This window comes from Rhodoligotrophos appendicifer, assembly GCF_007474605.1.
In the GTDB taxonomy this organism is placed as follows: domain Bacteria; phylum Pseudomonadota; class Alphaproteobacteria; order Rhizobiales; family Im1; genus Rhodoligotrophos; species Rhodoligotrophos appendicifer.
The window spans coordinates 558281-581943 of the sequence record NZ_VHKL01000001.1; the positions used below are offsets into that span (position 1 = coordinate 558281).

The 23663-nt window shown below is 56.5% G+C and carries 23 protein-coding genes, 1 tRNA gene and 1 other RNA gene; 10 read left to right on the forward strand and 15 right to left on the reverse strand.

The genetic code is table 11. From position 1 onward, the window contains the following. Nucleotides 1-43 precede the first annotated feature (43 nt). The 11 genes from FKM97_RS02590 to ffs form a co-directional block, all read right to left on the reverse strand. Nucleotides 44-880, reverse strand: a complete 837-nt coding sequence (locus FKM97_RS02590; protein ID WP_143957561.1) for an ABC transporter ATP-binding protein — start codon at nucleotides 878-880, stop codon at nucleotides 44-46. Nucleotides 881-956: 76 nt separating this feature from the next. Further along, nucleotides 957-2240, reverse strand: coding sequence for an ABC transporter substrate-binding protein (locus FKM97_RS02595; RefSeq protein ID WP_143957562.1), 1284 nt, complete (start codon nucleotides 2238-2240; stop codon nucleotides 957-959). A 59-nt stretch (nucleotides 2241-2299) separates the two neighbouring features. Further along, nucleotides 2300-3370, reverse strand: a complete 1071-nt coding sequence (locus FKM97_RS02600; RefSeq protein ID WP_143957563.1) for a branched-chain amino acid ABC transporter permease — start codon at nucleotides 3368-3370, stop codon at nucleotides 2300-2302. 3 nt (nucleotides 3371-3373) lie between these two features. Further along, the gene (locus tag FKM97_RS02605; protein ID WP_143957564.1) at nucleotides 3374-4267 is read right to left on the reverse strand and encodes a branched-chain amino acid ABC transporter permease; all 894 of its coding nucleotides are present in this window, start codon (nucleotides 4265-4267) and stop codon (nucleotides 3374-3376) included. Continuing rightward, the gene (locus FKM97_RS02610; protein WP_246104898.1) at nucleotides 4267-6231 is read right to left on the reverse strand and encodes a long-chain fatty acid--CoA ligase; all 1965 of its coding nucleotides are present in this window, start codon (nucleotides 6229-6231) and stop codon (nucleotides 4267-4269) included. The genes FKM97_RS02605 and FKM97_RS02610 overlap by 1 nt, the downstream gene beginning before the upstream one ends. Nucleotides 6232-6238: 7 nt before the next feature. Beyond that, complete coding sequence (locus tag FKM97_RS02615) at nucleotides 6239-7033, reverse strand: ABC transporter ATP-binding protein (RefSeq protein WP_143957869.1); 795 nt, start codon at nucleotides 7031-7033, stop codon at nucleotides 6239-6241. A gap of 402 nt (nucleotides 7034-7435) precedes the next feature. Then, a tRNA-Ser gene (locus FKM97_RS02620) sits at nucleotides 7436-7525 on the reverse strand. Between the two features lie 303 nt (nucleotides 7526-7828). Beyond that, nucleotides 7829-8434 (reverse strand): recombination mediator RecR, encoded by a 606-nt coding sequence (recR, locus tag FKM97_RS02625; RefSeq protein ID WP_143957565.1) that lies wholly within the window; start codon nucleotides 8432-8434, stop codon nucleotides 7829-7831. Nucleotides 8435-8438: 4 nt separating this feature from the next. Further along, nucleotides 8439-8759, reverse strand: a complete 321-nt coding sequence (locus FKM97_RS02630; RefSeq protein ID WP_143957566.1) for a YbaB/EbfC family nucleoid-associated protein — start codon at nucleotides 8757-8759, stop codon at nucleotides 8439-8441. Nucleotides 8760-8762: 3 nt separating this feature from the next. Further along, nucleotides 8763-10574: a DNA polymerase III subunit gamma/tau gene (locus tag FKM97_RS02635; protein ID WP_170240708.1), complete on the reverse strand. Its 1812-nt coding sequence runs from the start codon at nucleotides 10572-10574 to the stop codon at nucleotides 8763-8765. A 74-nt stretch (nucleotides 10575-10648) separates the two neighbouring features. After that, an RNA gene (ffs, locus tag FKM97_RS02640) (signal recognition particle sRNA small type) lies at nucleotides 10649-10745 on the reverse strand. A gap of 151 nt (nucleotides 10746-10896) precedes the next feature. Here ffs and nudC point away from each other — a divergent pair. The 7 genes from nudC to dnaJ all read left to right on the forward strand — a co-directional run bounded on the left by nudC (nucleotide 10897) and on the right by dnaJ (nucleotide 19083). Next, the gene (gene nudC / locus FKM97_RS02645) at nucleotides 10897-11823 is read left to right on the forward strand and encodes an NAD(+) diphosphatase (RefSeq protein ID WP_143957567.1); all 927 of its coding nucleotides are present in this window, start codon (nucleotides 10897-10899) and stop codon (nucleotides 11821-11823) included. Nucleotides 11824-11879: 56 nt separating this feature from the next. After that, nucleotides 11880-13472, forward strand: coding sequence for a B12-binding domain-containing radical SAM protein (locus tag FKM97_RS02650; RefSeq protein ID WP_143957568.1), 1593 nt, complete (start codon nucleotides 11880-11882; stop codon nucleotides 13470-13472). Between the two features lie 28 nt (nucleotides 13473-13500). Continuing rightward, nucleotides 13501-13788, forward strand: a complete 288-nt coding sequence (locus FKM97_RS02655) for a TM2 domain-containing protein (RefSeq protein WP_143957569.1) — start codon at nucleotides 13501-13503, stop codon at nucleotides 13786-13788. 105 nt (nucleotides 13789-13893) lie between these two features. Then, nucleotides 13894-14955 (forward strand): heat-inducible transcriptional repressor HrcA, encoded by a 1062-nt coding sequence (gene hrcA / locus FKM97_RS02660; RefSeq protein ID WP_143957570.1) that lies wholly within the window; start codon nucleotides 13894-13896, stop codon nucleotides 14953-14955. Nucleotides 14956-15011: 56 nt separating this feature from the next. Further along, nucleotides 15012-15641, forward strand: coding sequence for a nucleotide exchange factor GrpE (grpE, locus tag FKM97_RS02665; protein ID WP_246104899.1), 630 nt, complete (start codon nucleotides 15012-15014; stop codon nucleotides 15639-15641). A gap of 204 nt (nucleotides 15642-15845) precedes the next feature. Continuing rightward, nucleotides 15846-17804, forward strand: a complete 1959-nt coding sequence (dnaK, locus tag FKM97_RS02670) for a molecular chaperone DnaK (RefSeq protein WP_281290061.1) — start codon at nucleotides 15846-15848, stop codon at nucleotides 17802-17804. Between the two features lie 130 nt (nucleotides 17805-17934). Continuing rightward, on the forward strand, nucleotides 17935-19083 hold the full coding sequence (gene dnaJ, locus FKM97_RS02675) for a molecular chaperone DnaJ (protein ID WP_143957572.1): 1149 nt from the start codon (nucleotides 17935-17937) through the stop codon (nucleotides 19081-19083). A 13-nt stretch (nucleotides 19084-19096) separates the two neighbouring features. Here dnaJ and FKM97_RS02680 read toward each other — a convergent pair whose 3' ends face one another. Continuing rightward, entirely contained in the window at nucleotides 19097-19513 is a 417-nt protein-coding gene (locus FKM97_RS02680) for an SRPBCC family protein (protein WP_170240709.1), read from the reverse strand. A 131-nt stretch (nucleotides 19514-19644) separates the two neighbouring features. On the opposite strand from FKM97_RS02680, the gene dapB reads away from it, so the two are divergent. Next, nucleotides 19645-20448 (forward strand): 4-hydroxy-tetrahydrodipicolinate reductase, encoded by an 804-nt coding sequence (dapB, locus tag FKM97_RS02685; RefSeq protein ID WP_143957574.1) that lies wholly within the window; start codon nucleotides 19645-19647, stop codon nucleotides 20446-20448. A 16-nt stretch (nucleotides 20449-20464) separates the two neighbouring features. After that, entirely contained in the window at nucleotides 20465-21091 is a 627-nt protein-coding gene (locus tag FKM97_RS02690; protein WP_143957575.1) for a 2,3-bisphosphoglycerate-dependent phosphoglycerate mutase, read from the forward strand. Here the strand turns inward: FKM97_RS02690 and FKM97_RS02695 are convergent. Both FKM97_RS02695 and FKM97_RS02700 read right to left on the reverse strand, forming a co-directional pair. Beyond that, complete coding sequence (locus FKM97_RS02695; RefSeq protein ID WP_205014660.1) at nucleotides 21086-21670, reverse strand: methylated-DNA--[protein]-cysteine S-methyltransferase; 585 nt, start codon at nucleotides 21668-21670, stop codon at nucleotides 21086-21088. The two genes, FKM97_RS02690 and FKM97_RS02695, sit on opposite strands and share 6 nt — an antisense overlap. A gap of 22 nt (nucleotides 21671-21692) precedes the next feature. After that, nucleotides 21693-22184, reverse strand: coding sequence for a DUF2244 domain-containing protein (locus FKM97_RS02700; RefSeq protein ID WP_170240710.1), 492 nt, complete (start codon nucleotides 22182-22184; stop codon nucleotides 21693-21695). Between the two features lie 78 nt (nucleotides 22185-22262). On the opposite strand from FKM97_RS02700, the gene nth reads away from it, so the two are divergent. Next, complete coding sequence (gene nth, locus FKM97_RS02705; RefSeq protein ID WP_246104900.1) at nucleotides 22263-22925, forward strand: endonuclease III; 663 nt, start codon at nucleotides 22263-22265, stop codon at nucleotides 22923-22925. A gap of 2 nt (nucleotides 22926-22927) precedes the next feature. On the opposite strand, the gene FKM97_RS02710 is transcribed toward nth, so the two are convergent. Then, nucleotides 22928-23590 carry a sulfate transporter family protein gene (locus FKM97_RS02710; RefSeq protein WP_143957578.1) on the reverse strand — a complete coding sequence of 221 codons (663 nt, stop codon included), beginning with the start codon at nucleotides 23588-23590 and terminating at the stop codon, nucleotides 22928-22930. Nucleotides 23591-23663: the final 73 nt, after the last annotated feature.

The following is a 23663-nucleotide window of genomic DNA, read 5'->3' on the forward strand; positions in this document are numbered from 1 at the left end:
TATCCTTTGTGAAGAGCGGGGGGGTATCCTCGGCGACTGTTGATCACAGCCACCTTTTCCTGCGCTTGAAGGATTTGAGATTCTTGAAGGATCGGCGCTCTTCTCCACCGCCCTGACCAAGATAGAACTCCTTCACATCCTCATTTGATCGAAGCGCCTCGGCGGACCCGTCGAGGACGATCTTCCCCTGTTCCATGATGTAACCGTAGTCAGCGACTGAGAGCGCCACGCGCGCATTTTGCTCGACCAAAAGGATCGTGACTCCCAGATCGCGGTTAAGCTGCTTGATGATTTGGAAGACCTCCTTCACCAGCAGAGGGGACAAACCCATGGATGGTTCGTCCATCAGGATAAGCCTTGGCTTTGCCATAATGGCTCGCCCGATGGCGAGCATCTGCTGCTCGCCCCCTGACAGATATCCGGCAAGGCCGGTCCTTTCCTTCAGTCGTGGGAAATACTCGTAGACACGCTCGATATCGCCTTTCACCCCATTGTCGCGGCGCGTAAACGCGCCCAGGCGCAGATTTTCGAGAACCGTCATGTCTGAGATGATGCGACGGCCCTCCATGACCTGGAAGATCCCCTTCCGAACGATCCGGTCGGGTTCGATACCGTTGATCTTCTCGCCAAGAAAGGTGACGTCACCGCGGGTAATCTGACCGTCTTCAGACTTCAACAGGCCGGAGATCGCCTTGAGGGTCGTCGATTTCCCCGCTCCATTGGAGCCCAGAAGCGCAATGATTTCTCCTTTTGGCACCTTAAGCGAGAGACCGCGCAGAACCAAGATGACGTCGCTATAGACGACCTCGATATTGTTGACGGACAGCATGAGGTCGGCCGTGTCGAAGGATGGCACGGAGCTCGCTGAAATATCTGCCATGACAACCTCGACGCTCTTCCCGCGTCTCCCTTCCGTCGCATGGAAGGGAGACCGATGGGCTCACCAAAGGAGACGACTACCAGCCCTGCAGCTCAGTTTTCCTCGGCAATTCGATAGTGGTGACCTTCTCAAGCTTGATGGTGCCGTTCTTCACCAGGTCCGCCAAGGCACCATCGGTTGCTCCGGTAACGACGGAGCGATAGAGATCGACTTTCGTCGTGGGTCGGTGATCCGTCTTAGTCCAGGTCGAGGGATTGCAAACGCCTTCGGTCCCGGCTGGCACCCAGTCTGCCTTCTGATACATGCCATCTCGGATCTTGACGCCGGTGACCCCACCGTTTTTCTCGGCCCAGTCCATGGCTTCCTTCATGTACATGACAGTACAGACGGCAGCCAAGTAGTGGACGGAGCGGTAGGCCTCACCACTCGGGTCAGACATTTTGGAGACGTCCTTGAACATGGCTAGGCCCGGCGCATCGCCGGTCCACGTCACCGCTGTGCGCACCGGAAACACCACGCCATTGGCAGCCGAACCGGCAGCCTTCATGGCATCCTCACCCATGCCCCACACGTTGCCTAGAAACTGCACATCGACGCCTGCCGTTTCACAAGCCTTCAGCACCGATATGTTGGAACCGGCCGTATTGCCAAGATAGGCATAATTTGCACCGGACTGCTTCAGCGTAAGGCACTGAGCCGTATAATCCCCTGGGGTGAGAGCAAAGGTGATGGGCTCAAGAACCTCGAAGCCGAGGTCCTTCGCATAGGCCTCTGCCGCTGCCTTGGGCGAATTCGGATAGGGATGATTTGCGCCCATATGCACCCATTTCGGCTTACCCTCTTTGCCTTTGGCCTTCCAGTCATCGGCTGCCCATTGCACCATGGCGCGCGCTGCATCTGAGTAGGATGGACCGTAGAAGAAGTTGAAGGGCGCCGCCCGCTCGCTGTGCTCGTTCACCTTGCCCACCGGATCCGTCAGTGAGGCGGAATAGGAGCCGGAATAGTAAGGAATTTCCTCCTTTGTCACCATGGCGACCAGTGCCTCAGTGTCGGCTGTACCCCAGCCCTGGATGGCCACGACCTTATCGCCCCCGACCCACTTCTTGAACGCTGCGAGAGCTCGAGGAACTTGATAGCCATACTCATTGAAGTCCGAATTGATCGGCTTGCCGTTCACTCCACCGTTTTTGTTGATCCAGGCGACTGTATCTTGAACACCCTGCCCATAAGGCTTGCCCACATCCGAGGTTCCCCCCGAATAGTCGGCGAGATGCCCAATATTGATCGCGTCTTGAGCCTGGGCGGAGACTGACAGCGACAGCGAAAGAGTCGAAGCCAGGAGTAATGCAACGTTCCTCATGTTTCCTCCGTGTTTAACATTTAAATTTTCGAACGGTCGAGCGCCGTCCTTCGACCAGCTTAGTAAGAAAACGGATAGAGCTTCCAGTATGCCTTGATCTGCCTCCAACGATGAGCAAGACCATCGGGCTCGAATATCAAGAAGAGAATAATGACTGCGCCGATCATCATCTCACGCAAATAAGTAATCCCGTCTTTCAGATGAAGGGCATTATCGATTGCACTTCCCTGAAGAGCACTTGCCATCGCGCCGGTTAGCTCCGGCAGCAAGACAATAAAGATCGTCCCAAGGAGCGAGCCCATGATCGACCCAAGCCCACCGATAATGATCATGGCCAGGAACTGGATGGAGAACAGGATGTCTATGCCCTCGACGGACATATAGCCGATGTAATGAGCGTACAGAGCTCCGCCGATCCCCGCATAGAACGAAGAGATTCCGAACGCCATCGTTCGATATTTTGTGAGATTGATCCCCATCATCTCAGCTGAGAGATAATGATCGCGCACTGCGATCAGGGCTCGGCCATCTCGTGTCCGCATGAGATTGGCCGCCAAGACGTACAGCACGACGACAAACACCAGAACCACATAGAAATAGCGCTCGTCACCGGAAAGGTCGAAACCGAAAATTTCGAACGGCGCCACAACCGATCCTGCTGTTCCTCCGGTGAACCAAGTGGCCCGGACGAAGAAATCTTGGAGGATGAACTGGGCGGCCAGAGTCGCAATCGCGAGATAGAGCCCCTTCACGCGGGCTGCGGGAATACCGAAAAGCAGGCCCACAGCTGTCGTCCACAGACCAGCAAGAACGATTGCGATCGGCACGGGTACGCCGTGCTCGGCAAGAAAGGCAGATGAGAAACCGCCAAAGCCGAAGAAGACAGCATGACCAATGGAGATCTGGCCAGAGAAACCCACTAGGAGGTTCAACCCGAGCGCCGCGATTCCGAGATACCCAATCTGGATCAAGAGACTGAGCAGATAATTGCTGAGGAACAACGGCGCCAGCGAGAGGATAACAACTCCTCCAATCAGGAAGGCCAGCGTAAGCCGGGTAGAAAAAATAGACTGATCGCTGCGGTAAGTGGTCCGGAAATCGCCACATGGCCGCATGATGTCGATCGCCATTTCTCAGACCCTCTCGATGTCGCGGGTTCCAAACAAACCGTAGGGCCTGATCATGAGAATGATGATCAGAACATAGAAGGGGACGATCTCATAGAGGTTGCCCCAATGTAGAAACTGGCTGTCGACATAATGCGCCAGGTTTTCCAGCAGCCCCATAATGAGGCCTCCCACCACAGCGCCCAGGATTGAATCCAGCCCCCCGAGGATAACCGCTGGAAACACTTTGATGCCGAAATAAGACAGCGCGGACGAGACGCCATTCACCATGCCCACGACCACGCCGGCCACTGCAGAGACTGCCGCAGAAATTCCCCACGACAAGGCGAAGACCTGTCGAACCGAGATGCCGAGTGATTGTGCCACTTGCTGAGAGAAGGCCGTGGCTCTCATGGCCAGGCCCATTCTTGAGAATTTAAAGAACCATGCAAATCCGGCCATGATGACCAGGCTGACGCTCGTGGACATGATGTAGGCGGTCTTGACCTCGAGTCCCCCGATATTCACTTGCTGGACCGAAAAGGTCTGAGGAAACGGCTGAGCAAATGTGCCAAACATCCACTTCATCAGCGCTTGGAAGAAGATCGACAAGCCGATTGTGACCATGATCACGGAGATGATCGGTTCCCCGATCAAGGGCCGCAGGACGATCATCTGTACGGCAAGCCCAAAGATCATCATGAAGGCCAGCGAGATGAGAAAGCCCCAGAAGAAGGGGATCTGCCAGTAGGTGAGTAACCACCAGCACACCCAGGCGCCGATGAGCAGGAACTCACCCTGAGCGAAGTTCACGACCTGCGAGGCCTTGTAGATCAGCACAAAGCACATGCCGACGACCCCGTAGAGCGTGCCTATGATCAGGCCGTTGATCACCAGTTGGAGCAGGAGTTGGGTATCCATCAGGCCGCCCTTCGATTACCTGCAGCCGCCGGGGAAGCAGTGCGTTTGAGGTCGATGACCTTGATTTGCGTCTTGATCCGCTGCTTGGTTCCATCCTGGAAGGCGATGGTGGTGTCGATATCGATCTTTTCCTCGCCCCGATACATGGCCTCGATGATCTCACGATAACGTTCGTTGATCACTCCGCGTCTGACCTTGCGGGTTCGCGTCAGTTCTCCGTCATCCGCATCCAACTCCTTGTAAAGGAGGATGAATTTTTCGATCCTGTGCTTCTCGGGTAGCGTTTTATTGACAGCCTCGATTTCACTCGTCAGCAGCGTGGTGACTTCCGGGCGGGACGAAAGATCGGTGTAGGTGGTGAATGATATTCGCTTCTTCTCTGCCCACTTCGCCACAATGGGGAACCGTATGCAGATGATGGCCGACAAGTGCTCGCGCCCATCTCCCAAAACGACCGCCTCGGCAACATAGGGTGAGAATTTCATCTTGTTTTCGATGTATTGCGGCGAGAAGCGGTGACCCTGGGAGGTCGTGGCCAAGTCTCTGATCCGGTCGATGACGACCAAATGCCCGCGATCATTGACGAAGCCAGCGTCGCCCGTATGCAACCACCCGTCAGTGCCCATCGCTTTCGCTGTTTCGTCTGTGTCTCGGTAGTACCCAACATACATGTTATCGTGCCGCGTCGAGATTTCGCCGAGCCCGCTCGGATCGGGATCGTCAATCCTGATCTCCACACCCGTCATCGGCACACCCACCGTATCGAAGTCGACGTCGGTTGCTGTGTGAATGGTGTAGGCGCCAAGCAGCTCCGTCTGGCCATAAAGCTGACGCAAGGGTACGCCGAGGGCGAGAAAGAACCGGAAGGTTTCCGGGCCAAGCGCGGCGCCACCCGTTGCTGCAGACTTGAGGCGCGAGAAACCAAGGCGATCCCGCAGCCCCTTGAACAGAATGAGATCAGCCAAAGCGGAGCGCTGGCCTTTTTCGAGAGCCTTCAATCCCAGCTTCATCCCGATGTCGAACATCAGCCGCTTGAAGCGCGACGCATCCATCATGCGCGCTCTCACATCTGCTGCAGTCTGCTCCCAGACGCGGGGCGCGAAAAGAACGAAGGTGGGTCCGATCTCTCGCATGTCCGATATCATGGTGTCGGGCTCCTCCACGAAATTCACCTTCATTCGTGAAAGAAGCGCCTGCCCGAACGCGTAGATCTGCTCCATGATCCACGGCATTTGCAGGACGCTGACATATTCGTCTTCTGCCGTTCGCATATCGGCTTCGAGATAGGCTGCACAATGCCGCAACAGCGCGCCGCCGGTAAGCATTGCCAGTTTGGGATGCGACGTCGTTCCTGAAGTGGTGCAGAGAATTGCCACATCGGCACCGCGACCAGCGGCGACCATTTCCGCGTAGCGGCCCGGCTTTTCTTCCTCTCGTTTTCTCCCCCTGTGCTCGATGTCGGCCAAAGAGATGAGGCGTGGATCCTCGTATTTTCGGATTCCCCTCGCATCCTCATAAATGATGTGGAAGACGGTGGGGATGCGATCCTCGAGTTGAAGCAGTTTATCGACCTGCTCCTCATCCTCCGCAAATACAACCCTCACGCCTGAATAGTCGATGAGATAGGCAACCTCCTCCGCCAGCGCATCGCGATAGATCCCCAGCGACAGGCCGCCTATGGCATGTGTGGCGATCTCGCCCATGAGCCACTCCGGCCGATTGTCCCCGATAAGTCCGACAACGTCTCCTCGCTTGACGCCGATGTCCTCAAGGCCAAGCGCGATGCATTTCACGCGCTCATGAACCTCTCGCCAGCTGAAAGCCCGCCAGATGCCGAATTGTTTCTCCCGTAGCCAGACGTCATCGCCGTGCTCTGACGCATGCAAGGCGAGCAGCTTTGGCAGGGTGTCATGCACCTTTGTATCCGGCAGCATCTCTCTGCCACTTGAGGCGGGAGTCGTCATTCGGCCCTCACGACGCGGACCGGTCCTGAGGCTGTCTCAAGTCATCCTCAGGCTCGTCTTCACCAAGATAAGCCTTCCGCACCTCTTCGTTCTTGAGAACTTCCGATGGCAGGCCTTCCGCTATCTTCTTCCCGAAATCGAGCACCATGACACGTTGAGAGATATCCATGACGACGCTCATGTCGTGTTCGATCATGATGATGGTCATGCCCCATTCCTCGTTTAGGTCGACGATGTATCGGGCCATATCCTCCTTTTCTTCGAGGTTCATGCCTGCCATCGGCTCATCGAGAAGGATCAGTCTCGGCTCCAACGCCACGGCTCGGGCAAGTTCCACCCGCTTTCGCAGTCCATAGGAAAGTGTGCCGGCCACAGCCTTTCGAACATGCTGGATCTCGAGAAAATCGATGATGTCTTCCACCTTTCGGCGGTGCTCGAGTTCCTCTTTCTGCGCGCCTCCAATCCAATAGAACGCCCCATTGAAGAGGTTGTTCTTCAGCAGATGGTGCCGGCCGACCATGATGTTGTCGAGCACGCTCATGTGATTGAAGAGCGCCAGATTTTGAAAGGTCCGGCCGATACCCAGAGCGGCACGCTTGTTTGGCCTTATTCGAGTGATATCGCGGCCTTCGAAAAAGACCCGCCCCTCGCTCGGCGAATATCTCCCGGAGATGCAGTTCAAGAGCGAAGTTTTACCTGCGCCATTGGGCCCGATAATGGAGAAGAGCTCTCCTCGGCGCACCTCGAAACCCACAGCGCTGAGTGCTTTCAGACCCCCAAACCGCAGCGAGATGTCACGCATCTCGAGCAGCACCGTGGCCGCCGCAGTCCCTGCCGCAGCAATATTTCTGTCGACTTGCGTGATGTGCAAGCCCCTCCTCGTCTCCTGGAGACGCGGCAATGCCGGCGCCTCCTTCCCATAATGTCCGACCGGTCGAAGCCGAGACAACCTGCTCGATCACCGCCGAGCTTAGGCCTACTCAATCGACCTTTAGATCGAGGGTCAAGTTAGCCTTTGGCTTAAGGATGAAGGAGTGATCAGCAGAGGGGCTAGAGAAACCACCGGAGCCAGGGTGGCCGTCGAGGATGAACCTGGAGCCCGGCGAGGTCTCGCCAAGACTGCCCCCCTCGGCACATCAACCTCTAGAGCGGGCTGTAGGTGTCAAAATGGCGGGGATTCAAGGAACGATATTCTGTCTGGTTCTGGCGGAGGGAGAGGGATTCGAACCCTCGATACGGTTTCCCGTATACACACTTTCCAGGCGTGCGCCTTCAACCACTCGGCCACCCCTCCGTGCCGACGCAATTCCGTCCGGCGCGCCGGCAATATACGCAACATGGGGGGTCATGCAAGCAGTCGTCGCTGCAAATCTTGACATTCCCCGGTTGCTTGCATCGCTTCTGAGCGTAGCCATGGTGTTTTCATCAGCGGAGAGAGGCCATCATGCTCGATGGACCAGTGGGAAGTCTCAAGTCCCCTGGCCACTGGGAGGTACGCTAGTTAGGTGCTAACTGTTGAGAGATGCTTCTGAGATTGACCAAAAGTCCGATTGTGTCCGTGCGAAGAGCTGACACCATGGCTCCCTTTGTTTTTGGCCTACAAGGCTCGTCGCGCCTTGATGGCGGCAGTCAAAGTCCCCTCGTCCAGATAGTCCAGCTCGCCTCCAACCGGAACGCCGTGCGCAAGTCTTGAGACCGTCACCTCCAGCCCCTTCAGCCGATCCATGATGTAATAGGCTGTGGTTTGGCCATCGACCGTTGCATTGACGGCCAGTATGACCTCCTTGACGTCTGCTGCGGCACTGCGACGGATCAAAGCGTCGATGGAGAGATCATTGGGACCCACGCCTTCGATCGCAGACATGACGCCCCCGAGCACGTGGTAAAGGCCGCTATTGGCCCTTGCGCGCTCCAATGCCCAAAGATCACTCACATCCTCCACGACGCAAAGGATTGAGCGATCCCGCCGCGGATCGGAGCAGATGCCACAAGGATCCGTTGTGTCTACATTTCCGCAGTTTCCACAGATCCTCACCGCCTCATCAACCTTCCGCAGGGCAGTAGCGATGGGATCCAGGAGTCGTGCACGATTTTTTATGAGGTGGAGAACAACCCGCCGGGCCGACCGAGGGCCAAGGCCTGGTAGTTTCGCCAAGAGGTGAATAAGGCCTTCGATCTCTTCGCCGACAACTTGTCTGGTCATACCCTCAAAAGCCGAGATTGAGGCCCGGTGGTAAAGCGATACCTCCCGTCAACTCCTTCATCTGCTCGGCGACGACTCCCTCCATCTTCTGCCGGGCATCCGCGTGCGCTGCAATAATCAGATCTTCCAGGATCTCGGGATCGTCGCTGAGAACGGTCGGGTCGAGCTTGATACCTTTCATCGCACCCTTCCCGTTGAGAGTCACGGTCACCAGGCCGGCCCCCGAACTCCCTTCGATGTCCAAGGATTCGAGACGAGACTGCATATCCTGCATACGCGACTGCATGTCTTGGAATTGTTTCATCATGTCGCCGATGTTCTTCATCTCTCAGGAGTCTCCTCTACGAATTTCGTCATCGACGGCATCTTCCGCCAATCTCTGGTCAATGGCCGACAAGTCCTTCACGTCAACGATTTCGGCTCCCTTGAACCGCTCGAGGAACGCCTGCACCGACGGGTGGCTGCGAGCCTCCTCGAAGAGGCTCTCCCTTCGATAACGATCTTGTTCGGCGATAGGTTTCTCACCCCCCGCCTTAGTGACCGATACCATCCATCTTTGACCCGTCCATTGCTCGAGCTTCCTCGACAACTCATTCGCCAGACCCTGTGGGGCTCCGGGTTCGAGGGCGATGTCGAGTTGGCGCGCGCGCATCTGGACGGGTCTCACATACCGTTCCAGGGAATCCTTCAGCTTGAGATCCCGTTTATCTCCCGCCAGCGTGGCGATATCGCGAAACGATGTGAGCCGAACCCCATCATCAACTGTTGTCGGTTGAGAAACCGGCTCTGCGACGGCCAGTATCGTCTGCGAATGTGCTGCAGCTCTCGAAGCGAGAGTGTTCGGGGGCGTTGATTGCCGGGTCTCGATGCTCTGCGGAGGTTGAGAAATGTGTCCAGTCGGCTCCGATTTCTGTTCCGGGCGGCGCGCCACACTACCTTCTGCTATTTCCCGAGGCGTCGGGAGATCAGCGACGTAGGCCATCCTGATGATAACCATTTCGGCCGCAGCCAGGGCATGGCTCGCCTGACTGACCTCCTCCGTTCCCTTGAGCAGCATCTGCCAAGCCCGAGTGAGGACGGGAATAGACAGGCGGTCAGCGAGCGAGGCGCCTTGGAGACGCTCCACTTCTGATCGGGATGGGTCCTGCGCAGAACTTGGCACGACTTTAAGACGAGTGACCCAATGCGTCAGCTCGGCGAGGTCGCCCAGAATTGTCACCGGTTCGGCGCCTAACTCGTAGAGATGCTTGAGTTGACCCAGGGCCGCTGGAACATCGCCCCGCATGACAGTCTCGAACAAGGAGAGCGTTTGCCCACGATCTGCCAAACCCAACATGGAGCGCACCGTGTCGGCGCTCACATGATCGAGCCCGTACGCGATTGCTTGGTCCAGGAGCGAAAGACCATCTCGGACGGAGCCTTCCGACGCCCTTGAGATCAAGGCGAGTGCCTCGTCGTCGGCTGTTACGCCTTCGCTCTCACTGACCCTTCGGAAGTGCTTGATCAGGAGTTCGACATCGAGCCTTTTGAGATCAAACCGCTGACATCGCGAAAGAACCGTCACCGGAACTTTTCTGACTTCTGTCGTGGCAAAGATGAACTTTACGTGCTCCGGTGGCTCTTCGAGCGTCTTGAGCAGCGCATTGAACGCTGCCTTGGAGAGCATGTGAACTTCATCGATGATGTAAACTTTATAGCGGGCATCGATCGGGCGGTAACGCACGCCTTCGATCAACTCTCGAATGTCGTCCACTCCGGTGCGGGACGCAGCATCCATTTCGATGACATCGGGGTGGCGCGACTCCAGAATCGCCGCGCAATGATCGCCGACCTTTTCCATGTGGACAGTCGGGGCGCCTGGGCCGGAATAGTTGAGAGCCCGAGCGATGAGGCGCGCTGTGGTTGTCTTCCCGATCCCGCGGACACCGGTCAGCATGTAGGCCTGAGCGATTCGACCGGTCGCAAACGCATTATCAAGCGTATGCACCATAGCATCTTGGCCGATCAGGTGCTCAAAGGTGGTAGGCCGATACTTCCGAGCCAGGACTCTGTAAGGCGATCCGGGAGCGGCGCTGGCTGAGTTTCCCAAAAGATCCGGCAGCGACGTACCCGGGCGGTCACTGTCGTTTGGAATGGTCAAGATCCGACGATCCGTGCACGAAATATGTTGGTCGGCACAATCCGACTGCGAAAATCCTGCAGTTTTAACGGCAGGCGAGAGGCTGGGCAAACGACCCGTGCCGGATTCGTTAGGGCTGCTTCCTTCCGGACCTGACCCAGTTGGCGAGCGGCACGCCCGCCGCCAGCCTCTCAAGGGGACTATATCAGTATTTTGGGGTGAACGCACAAGCCCTTGCGTGGTATCTTCATTTTTCCAGCAAAGGCATTCGCATTTAATGATTGCCGTCCCGAAGGTCGCCCTCGTAAGCTCCGCTACCTGTCATCCGGGTATCTTGTTTCACATGAAAAATGAAGATTTGCTGGCCTTTACGGGCAATCCGCTCGATCGCATGGCTGTCCGTCGTGTCGATGAGCACTGGCTCCAAGAACAAGTGGGGGCGACAGGCACCATCCACTTGGGTTTTCTGGCCGACCGCCCTCTCCTCTTGGTCGATGATCCCTTGGGGACCAGACCATATTCGATCTCGATGGATTGGGTCAGGGAGCCGGTTTTCCTGGGCAGGAACGACCAAGATGATCTGATGTTCGCCTCGCTCATCACCGAAGGCACGCCAGAGACTGATTTCGGACCCAATGTGAAGGCAATCGACCTCCGCAGCCTGGCCATCCAGGGGATATTGCCGCCGCCGGTCCTCGGCATCTTGGCTCAGGCTCGGACCCTCCTCCATTGGCACGCCACCCATCGCTTCTGTTCGAAATGCGGGAATCGAAGCGAGATCCGCGAGGGGGGGTACAAGCGGGTCTGTCGAACTTGCCAGAGCGAGCATTTCCCTCGGACCGACCCGGTATCGATCATGCTGGTGACCCGGGGTGACTTGTGCCTTCTTGGACGGCAGTCGAGATTTGCTCCGGGAATGTATTCGGCGCTGGCAGGCTTCATCGAACCCGGGGAGACCATAGAAGACGCGGCACGGCGGGAAGTATTCGAAGAAGCGGGGATCCGCATCGGCTCGGTACACTATCACTCGAGCCAACCCTGGCCATTCCCTGCTAATCTGATGATCGGTGTCATTGCCGAGGCGCTCACTGAGGAAATTGTCGTCGATTACACCGAACTCGAAGACGCTCGCTGGTTTCATCGCGAGGAGGTGAGATCAATGATCCGTGGCACCCATCCGCAGGGTCTGGCCGCACCAGGACCCTTTGCAATCGCCAGTCGCCTGCTCAAGTCTTTTGTCGACCAAGATGTCGCGGCAACGGTGTCCTGATTCTCAGAGTTGATGTAATCTTGGGCGAGCTGACTCGATGCAATTGGAGGTGACTGATGCGGTATACCGGAATCGTAAAGAATCAACGGCGCATTCTTTGTGTTTTTCCGGGCTACACGCCATCCTTCGGCACATTCCAGCACGCTTTCAAACTCATGGGGAATGTGAAGGCATTCATGCCTCCGCAGGGGCTCCTGGTCATCGCAGCCTATCTTCCGGCGAGTTGGGAAGTTCGATTTGTCGATGAGAACATAAAGTCCGCGACCACAGATGATTTTACATGGGCCGATGTCGTCTTCGCCAGCGGGATGCACATCCAGGCTCCTCAGATAAATGACATCCGAGCCCGGGCTCAGGCTGCGGGGAAAGTCACCGTCCTGGGCGGTCCATCCGTTTCCGGGGCCCCGGAAATGTATCCAGAATTCGATTACCTCCATGTAGGCGAGCTAGGAGATTCGACGGATAAACTCATCGCCATCTTGGATGAGAGCATCGTCCCGCCGGCGACGCAGATGCGCCTGGAGACCATCGAACGGACCCCGCTCCACGACTTTCCCCTACCGGCCTATGACAAGATCGGCCTTGGAAAATATCTTATTGGAAGCTTGCAGTTCTCCAGCGGATGCCCCTATCGCTGCGAATTCTGCGATATTCCTCAGCTCTATGGCCGGCAACCGCGATTGAAGACACCCGAGCAGTTGACGGCTGAGTTAGATGGCATGATGTCCCAGACGTTCCGTCCTTCCGCTGTCTACTTCGTCGATGACAACTTCATCGGGAACCGTAAGGCCACCAAGGACATGCTGCCCCACCTGATCGAGTGGCAGAAGCGGCACGGATATCCGCTTCAGTTCGCATGTGAGGCAACCCTCAACATCGCCAAGCAGCCCGAAATCCTTCAGATGATGCGTGAGGCCGGCTTCATCACGATCTTCGTGGGCATCGAAACCCCCGAAGCCGGAGCGTTGAAGGATATGCGGAAGGAGCACAACACCACGCTTCCCATGTTCGAAGCCATCAACATCATCAACAGTTACGGCCTCGAGGTCACCTCAGGAATGATCCTGGGACTGGATTCCGACACGGACAACACCGAGGCAGCGCTCACCACGTTCATTGACGCGTCCAATATTCCTGTACTGACCATCAACTTGTTGCAGGCCCTGCCGAAGACACCATTATGGGACCGGCTTCATAAGGCAGGCCGCTTGGTGGAAAGTGATGGACTTGAGTCCAATGTACGCTTTCTGCGGCCCTATGAAGAGGTTATCGGATCATGGCAAAGGTGCATCGAACACGCTTATGCGCCTGAACGATTGTTCGAACGGTTCCGCTATCAGGTCGACGCGACGTACTCGAACCGCATCAAGACACCGCTTCGAGGCAAGCTGTCACTGGCAAATTTGGTCCGGGGCTTAGCGCTCACCTGGAATACCTTGATATATCTAGGAATTAAGCCGAAATACCGGGGCATCTTCTGGAGGGCTGCACTGCATGCGCTCAAACGCGGACAAATAGATACGGTGTTCAACATGGCCTTTGTAGGCCATCACCTCATTACGTTCACCAAAGAGGCTCTCGAAGGCGAGCAGAATGCATCCTTCTATTCAAAGCACACGAAGGCTCCCAGCAAGCGTATGGCTGCATGAGATGCATCGCCAAGAGCGGAGTTAAGCCATGAGCATCAGTACTGAAAATCAAATTCTCATTGAGACCCGCGTGGCCAATGAAGGCCCCAGCATCGTCGTTGCTTATCTGCTATGGCTGTTTCTGTGGTTTGTGTCTGCTCATCGCTTTTATCTCGGCCGGCCAGGATCTGCGATCCTACAAATTCTCAGCTTTTTAATCGTAATCGGTTTTATCTGGGTTGTGATCGACGCCTTCTTGATGCCCGGGATGGTTCGCGAGAAGCAAGATGAGATCCGGCGTCGATTGAGCACGCAACTCCCGAGTGGGATCAGGTGAGGCCCCTGGCGTCACCTCCATTGACGGCCTTTGTTAAGAGACCTAATTTATGTCGACCTACGCCGCGATAATGGTCGCTGAGAGGCTGGCGACAGCCAATTGAGCATGGATGAACGCCTTTCCGGCTTAGCCGGTTTAGACAAGCGCTCTCGAGAAATCTTCCGTCGGCTTGTCGAAACGTATCTTTCGACAGGCGGCCCGGTCGGATCCCGAACCATATCCAAATCCCTTCCGATGAGCTTGTCTCCGGCATCAATCCGCAATGTGATGACCGATCTGGAAGCTATCGGGTTGATCACCTCGCCACATACGAGTGCGGGTCGACTGCCGACGGAGCTCGGCTTACGGTTTTTTGTCGATGCCTTGCTGGAAATCGGAAACATCAACGAGGATGAGCGCTCCCAGATCGAAGCACGGGTGAGCGGTGCGAACCGCCACCGCATTGACGACGTTCTGACATCCGCGACGAACATGCTGTCGGGGTTGAGCCAATGTGCCGGTGTGCTGATGGCGCCGAAAATCAATATGAGGCTGAAGCATATTGAATTCGTGAAGCTTGATGCGGAGCGAGGGTTGGTCATCCTGGTGGGCGATGACGGGACCGTCGAGAACCGCATCATGGCGCTGCCCCCGGGGCTGCTTCCGTCCTCTCTCGTTGCCGCCTCCAATTATCTGGGTACGCGCTTCATCGGTAAGACGCTCAGCGAAATCCAGCGATCGATGAAGAGCGAGATCCAGCTCTTGAGGCGCGAGATCGACGAGTTGACCGCCACAGTCGTCGAGGAGGGATTGGTCAATTGGTCGTCCGATGCCCCTGAGAGTGAGAAAACCCTGATCGTACGCGGCCGCGCCAATCTCATTGATGATATCGATGCTCTCCAAGATCTGGAGCGCGTCCGGAGCTTGTTGGACGATCTCGAGACGAAGAAGGATCTCATTCGTCTTCTGGGCATGGCTGAAGAGGGAGAGGGTGTTCGGATATTTATCGGCTCGGAGAACAAGCTGTTTTCATTATCCGGCTCCTCTATCATCATCGCGCCCTATCGAGACGCGGAAGAGCGCGTCGTGGGCGTGCTGGGCGTGATCGGTCCCACGCGGATCAATTACGCTCGGATTATTCCCATGGTCGATTACACGGCGAAGATGGTCAGTCGGCTCTTGTCTTGATTTTTCGACCCTTACCGTCGATATCCGGTTCGCGCTTTGCGCGAGACTGAGGATGAATGATGAGCGATAAGAACAAGCCCGAAACGTCCCTCCACGATCAGCCGACGAACGAGTCTCATGACCCGTACGCGGAATCGGGGAGCGGTGTCGGTTCTTCCGACACGGACAGAGAGAATTTGAGTTCCGAAACCATGGTTGCAGCCATTGAGGCCCTTCAAGCTGAGAATGACGGCCTCAAGGACCGGGTTCTCAGAACCATGGCTGACATGGAGAATCTGCGACGCCGAGCGGAGCGGGAAAAGACGGAAACTGCGCAATATGCCACAACGTCCTTCGCGCGCGACATGGTCACCGTCGCCGACAACTTCAGCCGGGCTCTGGCCGCAATGCCTTCAGAGGCGCTGGACAGCGCCGACGAGGCCACCAGAAATCTGGTTGCCGGCATCGAGATGACCGAGCGGGAGATGCAAAACGTCCTTGAGCGGCATGGCGTGAAGAGATTTGATCCATCTGGCGAACGCTTCGACCCCAATCTGCATCAGGCCATGTTTGAGGTGGATGATCCAAACACGCCCTCTGGGACTGTGGTGCAGGTCATGCAGACAGGCTACAAAATCGGCGAACGTGTGTTACGGCCGGCCTTGGTGGGGGTCTCTAAGGGTGGGCCAAGACTGACGAATTCCTAGAACTCGGCTTTCGGCGACGTTGCCGCTGCAGGCTTGATGAGCTTGAAAAGCGTAGAGAATTGCGGCGCAACCCGCCTTGCAGCCTTGTAAAGACGCACATATATAGACCGCAACTTCCAGGTCGAGTTTCTGATCGAGTTGGAGGAGGCCGGCCACCGCGGAGGCGGAGCTTCTTCGGACATAAAGGTGCTTGCGATAAGGCCTTTGAGCCGGCCTGCCGCAAAGGAGGTAGAGAGAATGGCTAAAGTAATTGGTATTGACCTCGGGACCACAAATTCCTGTGTGGCCGTGATGGAGGGTCAGACCCCCAGAGTGATCGAAAACGCGGAGGGTGCGCGCACCACTCCGTCGATGGTAGCATTTTCGGAAGACGGAGAAGTGCTTGTCGGGCAACCGGCAAAGCGTCAGGCTGTTACGAATCCTGAGAATACGTTTTTCGCGATCAAGCGTCTTGTCGGCCGCCGTTACGCGGATAAGGAAGTCGATAAGGCCAAAGGTCTTGTTTCCTACAATATCGTCAAGGCGGACAATGGCGACGCCTGGGTTGAGGCGCGGGGAAAGAAATACGCTCCCTCGCAGATCTCCGCCTACATTCTGCAGAAGATGAAGGAAACCGCCGAACGCCATCTCGGGGAGAAGGTCGAACAGGCGGTTATTACAGTTCCTGCCTATTTCAATGACAGTCAGCGCCAGGCAACGAAGGATGCGGGCAAAATTGCCGGCTTGGATGTCCTCCGTATCATCAATGAGCCAACCGCTGCCGCTCTCGCCTATGGCTTGGATAAGCAGAACCATGGTGTGATCGCCGTTTACGATCTGGGCGGCGGCACGTTTGACGTGTCGATTCTCGAGATCGGTGATGGTGTTTTCGAAGTTAAATCCACGAACGGTGACACGTTCCTTGGCGGCGAAGACTTCGATATGCGCCTGGTCGATTACCTCGCGGATGAGTTCAAGAAGGAGAACGGGATCGATCTCCGGAAGGACAAGCTTGCTCTTCAGAGGCTGAAGGAAGCCGCTGAAAAAGCGAAGATCGAGCTGTCCTCCGCGACCCAGACCGAGATCAATCTTCCCTTCATTACCGCCGATCAGTCCGGCCCAAAGCATCTCACACTGAAGCTCACCCGAGCGAAGCTCGAGGCCTTGGTTGATGATCTTATCCAAAAGACCATCGCGCCTTGCAAGGCCGCTCTTAAGGATGCGGGTCTGAGCGCTGGGGAGATCCAGGAGGTGATCCTGGTCGGCGGCATGACCCGCATGCCGAAGGTTATTGAGACCGTAAAGAACTTCTTCGGCAAGGAGCCCCACAAGGGCGTCAATCCGGACGAAGTCGTGGCAATCGGCGCGGCAATTCAGGCCGGTGTGCTGCAAGGCGACGTCAAGGATGTCCTGCTGCTCGACGTGACCCCCTTGTCATTGGGCATCGAAACCCTTGGTGGCGTCTTCACGCGATTGATCGATCGCAACACCACCATTCCGACCAAGAAGTCACAAACCTTCTCGACGGCTGAGGACAGTCAGACAGCGGTGACGATCCGGGTGTTCCAGGGTGAGCGCGAGATGGCGGCTCACAATAAGATCCTCGGTCAGTTCGATTTGGTAGGAATTCCTCCGGCCCCGCGGGGAATGCCCCAGATTGAAGTTACGTTCGATATCGATGCCAACGGCATAGTGAATGTTTCGGCGAAAGATAAGGCCACGGGCAAGGAACAGGCCATTAGGATCCAGGCGTCGGGTGGACTATCCGACGACGAGATCAGGAACATGGTCAGTGATGCCGAAGCACATGCGGCGGAGGACAAGGAACGCCGCGCTCTTGTGGAGGCACGAAACCACGCTGAGGGCTTAATTCACCAGACGGAAAAGTCATTGGCGGAATTCGGCGCAAAAGTCAGTCAGGCTGACAGGAGCACCGTCGAAACGGCGATTGCTGACTTGAGATCGGTGCTCGAAGGGGAAGACACCTCGGCCATACAAGCCAAGACTCAGGCTCTGACCCAGGCGGCGATGAAACTGGGGGAGGCCATGTATCAACAGGCTCCTGAAGGTGGCGACGATGCCGGAGGTGAGGCTGGCGGACAGGGTGCCCGCAGTAGCGACGATGTCGTCGATGCCGACTTCGAGGAAGTGCGCGACGACGACAGGAGATCAACAGGATCGTAAGTCCTGGTTGTTAGGTAATGCTGACTGAACCTGCCTGTCTGAAGGACGGCTTTGAATAGACATGTTGGACCTCGCTGCTTCGATCGAAACGGGAAGCAGCGGGGTCTTTTACATGTATGAGTTTTGAACCATGGCGAAACGCGATTTCTACGAAGTCCTTGGGGTGGAGCGCAGCGCTGACGAGAAGCAGCTGAAAGCCGCCTATCGGAGCATGGCGAAGAAGTATCATCCTGACGCCAATCCGGGTAACGCTGAAGCCGAGCACCGCTTTAAAGAAATAAATGAAGCTTATGAGACCCTGAAGGACCCGCAGAAGCGGGCCGCATACGATCAGTTCGGGCACGCAGCTTTCGAAGCGGGTGGTTTCGGACGCGGTGGCGCAGGGTTCGGGCCCGATTTCTCAAGCTCCATGTCTGACATGTTTGACGATCTCTTTGGCGAGTTCATGGGAGGACGTCGCGCCGGTGGTGGACGTCGCCAGAACGCTGCCAGCCGAGGATCCGATCTCCGCTACAATATGGAAATCACGCTGCAGGATGCCTATGAGGGTAAGGCCGCCCAGATCAGGGTACCGACCAGCATCACCTGCGAAGTCTGCGATGGGTCAGGGGCTAAGCCGGGCACGTCACCGAAAGCTTGTTCCACATGCGGCGGTGCGGGGCGCGTTCGCGCGACGCAGGGCTTCTTTACGGTCGAGAGAACCTGTCCGACCTGCCAGGGACGGGGCGAGGTGATCGCTGAGCCTTGCTCGGCCTGTAGTGGAAACGGCCGTGTCATGCGTGAGCGGACGCTTTCCGTGAATATCCCGGCAGGGGTTGAAGACGGGACCCGGATTCGACTTGCCGCCGAGGGAGAAGCGGGGCTGCGAGGCGGTCCCCCAGGCGATCTTTATATTTTTCTATCGCTCAAACCGCACGAGTTCTTTCAGCGGGATGGCGCGGATCTGTTCTCCCGCGTACCGATATCGCTGACCACTGCAGCCCTAGGGGGCGAAATCGAGGTCCCTTGTCTCGACGGCAAGAAGGCTCGCCTTCGAATCCCGGAAGGAACTCAAGCGGGTAAGCAGTTCAGGCTGAAAGCAAAGGGAATGCCGGTTCTTCGCTCCCACCAGCATGGTGACCTGTATATTCAGGTGGCAGTCGAAACACCGGTAAATCTTTCCCGGCGGCAGAGAGAGATTTTAGAGGAGTTCGACCGGGAGTCTCACAATAAGAACAATCCCGAGTCGGAAGGATTCTTTGCTAAGGCGAAGGCCTTTTGGGATGGCTTCAACGAGTAGTTTTGTCAGCCAGTCACGAGTTGAACTGCTTCCGCAAGGCGTCTAGGCCCGTGCTGTAAATCGAATCCACGACTTGGATGGCCTTGTCTTCCGTCGCGTCCTTCGCTGAGAATTTGCCGACCCATTCGACAATGCACCCCTCCGCCTGAGGTTTCACTGTGATCGTCGAGACGTAATCTTGGACAGGGAGAGGCCCCTCGATGATGCTGTAGGTATAAGTCATGCCTTGGTCGTCACGGCTCTCAAGTCGTTCGGTCAGAGTCCCGCCTCCCGCAATGGTGAGAACTCTGAACACCTTCCCGTCCTTTTCTTCGATTTGCCCAGCATCCACGACGGGGTGCCACTGAGGAAGGCTATCGAAGCGACCAATCTTGGACCAGACTTCCGCGGCTTCTGCTTGTAGATCGGCCGACCTAGATACCTCAGCCATGTCCATCTCCCCTCTTATTTCTATCCGCACCATATGGCGCGGAATCGCCAGCAGCAAGCGGACCCTTCTTTTCATTCGGCGCCCTCGCTGGTATAGGCCGCTCTCATGTTTGGTAAAGGAACCTGATTGGGATGAAGCTTGCCATCGCCGGCGCGGGTGGGCGCATGGGTCGCGCATTGGCGCGCATAATCCACCAGACCGAGGGTTGCGAGGTCGCGGGTGGTCTCGAAGCCCCTGGGTCCCCTCACATCGGCGCTGATCTTGGTGAGTTGGCCGGGATCGGTCCGATCGGAGCAACGGTCAATGACGATCCATTGGCGCTGATCACCCATATTGACGGGATCGTGGACTTTACAGCGCCAGCCGCATCCGTGGCCCTTGTTGAACTTTCTGCGCAGGCTCGGATTGTCCATGTAATTGGCACAACGGGACTTTCGCCCGACGATGACACAAAGATCCTCGCAGCGGCGCGGCATGCCACGATCGTAAAATCTGGCAACATGAGCCTGGGTGTTAATGTGCTTGCCGCAGTTGTTCGGAAGGTTGCGGCAGCGCTCGACGAGAGCTTTGACATAGAGATCGTGGAGATGCATCACCGACATAAGATCGATGCGCCATCGGGAACCGCTCTGCTGTTGGGCCAGGCTGCCGCGGATGGCCGCGGAGTTTCTCTAGCGGAATGCTCTGTCCGCGGACGCGATGGCATCACCGGACCGAGACCAAAAGGGACGATCGGGTTTGCCTCGCTTCGCGGCGGCAGCGTGATTGGTGAGCATTCTGTCATCTTTGCGGGAGACGCCGAGCGGATAGAGTTGGCTCATCGCGCGGAATCGCGCGACGTCTTTGCCCAAGGCGCTGTGAAAGCAGCGTTGTGGGCGAAAGGCCGCAAGCCCGGCTTATATTCTATGATCGATGTCCTTGGCTTGACGAATTAATCGATAGGGGAATTGTATGGATCACCTTCTGGTACTGGTGCGTCACGGCCAAAGCGAATGGAACCTTAAGAACCTCTTTACCGGATGGGCTGATCCGGATCTTACGGACCTCGGCAGAAGCGAGGCGGAAGACGCGGGCAAACGTCTGAAAGCGCTTGGCCTGTCCTTTGACGTCGCCTTCACCAGCATGCTCAAGAGAGCACAGAACACTTGCCAGTACATTCTCGCCGCTCTCGGACAAGAACATCTTCAGACGGTCCGGGAACAGGCTCTGAACGAACGCGACTACGGAGATCTCACAGGGCTCAACAAGGATCAAGCGCGCGAGAAATGGGGCAAGGAGCAAGTGTTCAAATGGCGCCGCTCTTTCGACATCCCCCCGCCAGGAGGGGAAAGTCTTAAGGACACAGCCGCTCGCGTTATTCCGTACTATGAAAGCGCAATCGTACCCAGGCTGAGGAATGGCGAGCGGGTGTTGGTCGTCGCGCACGGAAATTCGTTGCGTGCACTGATCATGCATCTCGAAAACTTGCCGGGGGAAGAGATTGCCCAGCGCGAGCTGGCAACCGGGATTCCGATAATTTACCGTCTCGACGGCGAGTTGAAGGTCAAGACGCGTGAAGAGGTGTCCGGGCAGTTATAGGGAGCCTCTCGAAGCGATCTGTCGCTCCCAGGCTAAGATGGATTGCTTCCTCTCAAGCCCCCAGTGATAGCCGCAGAGATTTCCTGATCTGCCAAGGACCCTGTGACAGGGGACGAGCATCGATATTGGATTCCGTCCGACTGCCGTTCCCACCGCCCGCGTTGCCGTAGGCGAGCTGAGCTCATGGGCGATACTGCTATATGTCGTCGTCCGCCCGAATGGGATTGCGAGGAGCCGCTGCCAGACCTTGAGCTGAAAACCCGTGCCTATCAGCAATAAGGAAAGAGGCTCGTCCGCCGTCCAGCTCCCCGGTTCAAAAATCCGATCGATGAAGCCTGCAGTGTACTCCGAATCCTCAACGAAGTCCGCTGCCGGCCACCGCCGCGTCATATCAAGAAGAGCATCCGCTCGCTGCTCCGAGTCTGCAAAGCCCAATCCTGTGATAGACGAGCCGGCAGTCATGAGCAGAACGTCCCCGAACGGCGACGGATGATATCCATATTGCATCGCCAGCGTGGCCCCGCGCTCGCGCCTATCCTCTGAGACAAAGCTCTCTGAGACGACGAAAACACCTGTCACCTGAGACCCCGGATCCGTTTCCTCAGGGGACCTTTATCGCAGCAGTGATCGCGGAGGCAAGACCCCGGCGCTCTCCGGGGGAAAGGAACGATCCGATTTCCAACTGCGTACCGTGGGATCGCATGAAGAGCGGGCCGCATGTTTCTAGGGTTTCGTTCTCCTCGAGATCAACCCGGACCCAATAGCGAATGAACCGCCATTCCTTTACCGGTCGCCGAGCACCGCCCTTGCGAACGATGACGGCATCCTTCGTGACGTCGACACTCTCGAAGATCTGAGCGTCCCCATAGCTCCTCCGGAACGCCCAGTAGAGCAGGGCGACATCCAAGCCAAAGTATCCAAAGACCGGCCACGCGCCCATCATTACGAACGCCACGCCGGCTGCAAAACTGACGATCCCGAAGGCGCTCATCAGAATAAGGAACCCGCGGGGACCCAGCGACCGATGTGGTGTGAGGACGACGGAGAAGAGCCTCTCGTTGTCATCGTTTGCATGTTCGTCGATGTTTTTCATCGTGCGTTTCCCGGCACCGTTGACCAAATAGAGCAATCGGCTGCATAAGACGGGCCAGTCAGCCTGGAGATGGTCTCTATGCCTGCCCATTCCAGGCTCAACACTAGCCTCATCAAAGAAATATTTGCTCGATTCCAACGGTCAGAACCAGAACCGAAAGGCGAGCTCGAATATGTCAATGACTTCACTCTGCTCGTTGCCGTGGTTCTATCCGCGCAAGCGACCGACGTCAGCGTTAACAAGGCAACCCGCCCCCTCTTCAAAGTCGCAGACTCTCCCCAGAAAATGCTCGATTTGGGCGAAGAACGGCTTAGCCAATATATCAGGACGATAGGCCTGTATCGCACCAAGGCGAAGAACGTCATCGCTCTGTCTCAGCTTATCTTGGCCAACCATGATGGCCGAGTGCCGCGCCATCGAGACGCCTTGGAGGCCCTGCCCGGGGTTGGGAGAAAGACCGCTAACGTGGTTCTTAACATTGCCTTTGGGGAGCCGACGATCGCTGTCGATACGCACCTCTTTCGGGTTTCGAATCGAACGGGACTTGCTCCTGGAAAAACTCCTTTGGAGGTGGAGGAAACGCTGAACTCTGTCGTTCCCTCTGAGTACAAGCAGTATGCACATCACTGGTTGATCCTGCATGGCAGGTACATCTGCAAGGCCCGGGTCCCGGATTGCCCGCAGTGTCTGATCAACGATATCTGCCTTTTTCCGGAGAAGACACCTCCAAAAACCCTCTGACATCACCGAGAGCGCGCGCTGATCTGCTTGTAGATGTGAACCATGTAAGCCGTGGCAAAAAGTGGCACCAGAAGGTTCACGATCGGAACAAGGGCGAGAAGGGCAGGCACGAAACCTGCGGCAAGGACCCGCGGACTGTTCTCCAGTCTGAGTTGCTTGGCCTCCGGGGGCGGCATATGTCTCATGGCGATCATTTCAAAATACTCGCGCCCCAGCAAATACGCATTTGCGAGAATTATAGCAAAAATTCCAACGCCTAGAAAAACCACCGGCAGAAGCAGTATATTGATTGCTAAAACCAAAAGTCCGAACTGAATACCGGTAAACAATGCCTGCCTGAACGGTAGATCTTGTCCGGTTCGATCCATCGGGTAATGCTTAACCTCGACCATCGCGGCAATACCGTCCAAAAACAACCCTGCGAAAATAGCGGTGACTGGCGAGATCATTAAAACCGCAAGAGCAAAGAGACCGAGCCCCGCAGCGACGGTTATCAATGTGTTTGCCCATTCCCAGGGTGCAAGAGCCAATCCACTGATGACAACTTCCAGCACGATCCAGAGCCCTGCCAGAAGCAGAACGGTCAGTCCGAGGGACTTCCACAACACCGCACGAAAAGGGGGTGATAGGACATCCGATAGCGCCTTGAGCGCTGCGCTAATCATGTCAAGATTCTGCCGCTCGTAGAGGAAGGGGGTTCAGAATTTGATGAGGTGCCTTTATAGATCGCGAGTCCAA

Coding starts and splice junctions, on each gene's coding strand:
- FKM97_RS02590 (WP_143957561.1), bottom strand. CDS start 880: ATGGCAGATATTTCAGCGAGCTCCGTGCCATCCTTCGACACGGCCGAC.
- FKM97_RS02595 (WP_143957562.1), bottom strand. CDS start 2,240: ATGAGGAACGTTGCATTACTCCTGGCTTCGACTCTTTCGCTGTCGCTG.
- FKM97_RS02600 (WP_143957563.1), bottom strand. CDS start 3,370: ATGGCGATCGACATCATGCGGCCATGTGGCGATTTCCGGACCACTTAC.
- FKM97_RS02605 (WP_143957564.1), bottom strand. CDS start 4,267: ATGGATACCCAACTCCTGCTCCAACTGGTGATCAACGGCCTGATCATA.
- FKM97_RS02610 (WP_246104898.1), bottom strand. CDS start 6,231: ATGACGACTCCCGCCTCAAGTGGCAGAGAGATGCTGCCGGATACAAAG.
- FKM97_RS02615 (WP_143957869.1), bottom strand. CDS start 7,033: ATGCGTGACATCTCGCTGCGGTTTGGGGGTCTGAAAGCACTCAGCGCT.
- recR (WP_143957565.1), bottom strand. CDS start 8,434: ATGACCAGACAAGTTGTCGGCGAAGAGATCGAAGGCCTTATTCACCTC.
- FKM97_RS02630 (WP_143957566.1), bottom strand. CDS start 8,759: ATGAAGAACATCGGCGACATGATGAAACAATTCCAAGACATGCAGTCG.
- nudC (WP_143957567.1), top strand. CDS start 10,897: ATGAAAAATGAAGATTTGCTGGCCTTTACGGGCAATCCGCTCGATCGC.
- FKM97_RS02650 (WP_143957568.1), top strand. CDS start 11,880: ATGCGGTATACCGGAATCGTAAAGAATCAACGGCGCATTCTTTGTGTT.
- FKM97_RS02655 (WP_143957569.1), top strand. CDS start 13,501: ATGAGCATCAGTACTGAAAATCAAATTCTCATTGAGACCCGCGTGGCC.
- hrcA (WP_143957570.1), top strand. CDS start 13,894: ATGGATGAACGCCTTTCCGGCTTAGCCGGTTTAGACAAGCGCTCTCGA.
- grpE (WP_246104899.1), top strand. CDS start 15,012: ATGATGAGCGATAAGAACAAGCCCGAAACGTCCCTCCACGATCAGCCG.
- dnaJ (WP_143957572.1), top strand. CDS start 17,935: ATGGCGAAACGCGATTTCTACGAAGTCCTTGGGGTGGAGCGCAGCGCT.
- FKM97_RS02680 (WP_170240709.1), bottom strand. CDS start 19,513: ATGGCTGAGGTATCTAGGTCGGCCGATCTACAAGCAGAAGCCGCGGAA.
- dapB (WP_143957574.1), top strand. CDS start 19,645: ATGAAGCTTGCCATCGCCGGCGCGGGTGGGCGCATGGGTCGCGCATTG.
- FKM97_RS02690 (WP_143957575.1), top strand. CDS start 20,465: ATGGATCACCTTCTGGTACTGGTGCGTCACGGCCAAAGCGAATGGAAC.
- FKM97_RS02700 (WP_170240710.1), bottom strand. CDS start 22,184: ATGAAAAACATCGACGAACATGCAAACGATGACAACGAGAGGCTCTTC.
- nth (WP_246104900.1), top strand. CDS start 22,263: ATGCCTGCCCATTCCAGGCTCAACACTAGCCTCATCAAAGAAATATTT.
- FKM97_RS02710 (WP_143957578.1), bottom strand. CDS start 23,590: ATGATTAGCGCAGCGCTCAAGGCGCTATCGGATGTCCTATCACCCCCT.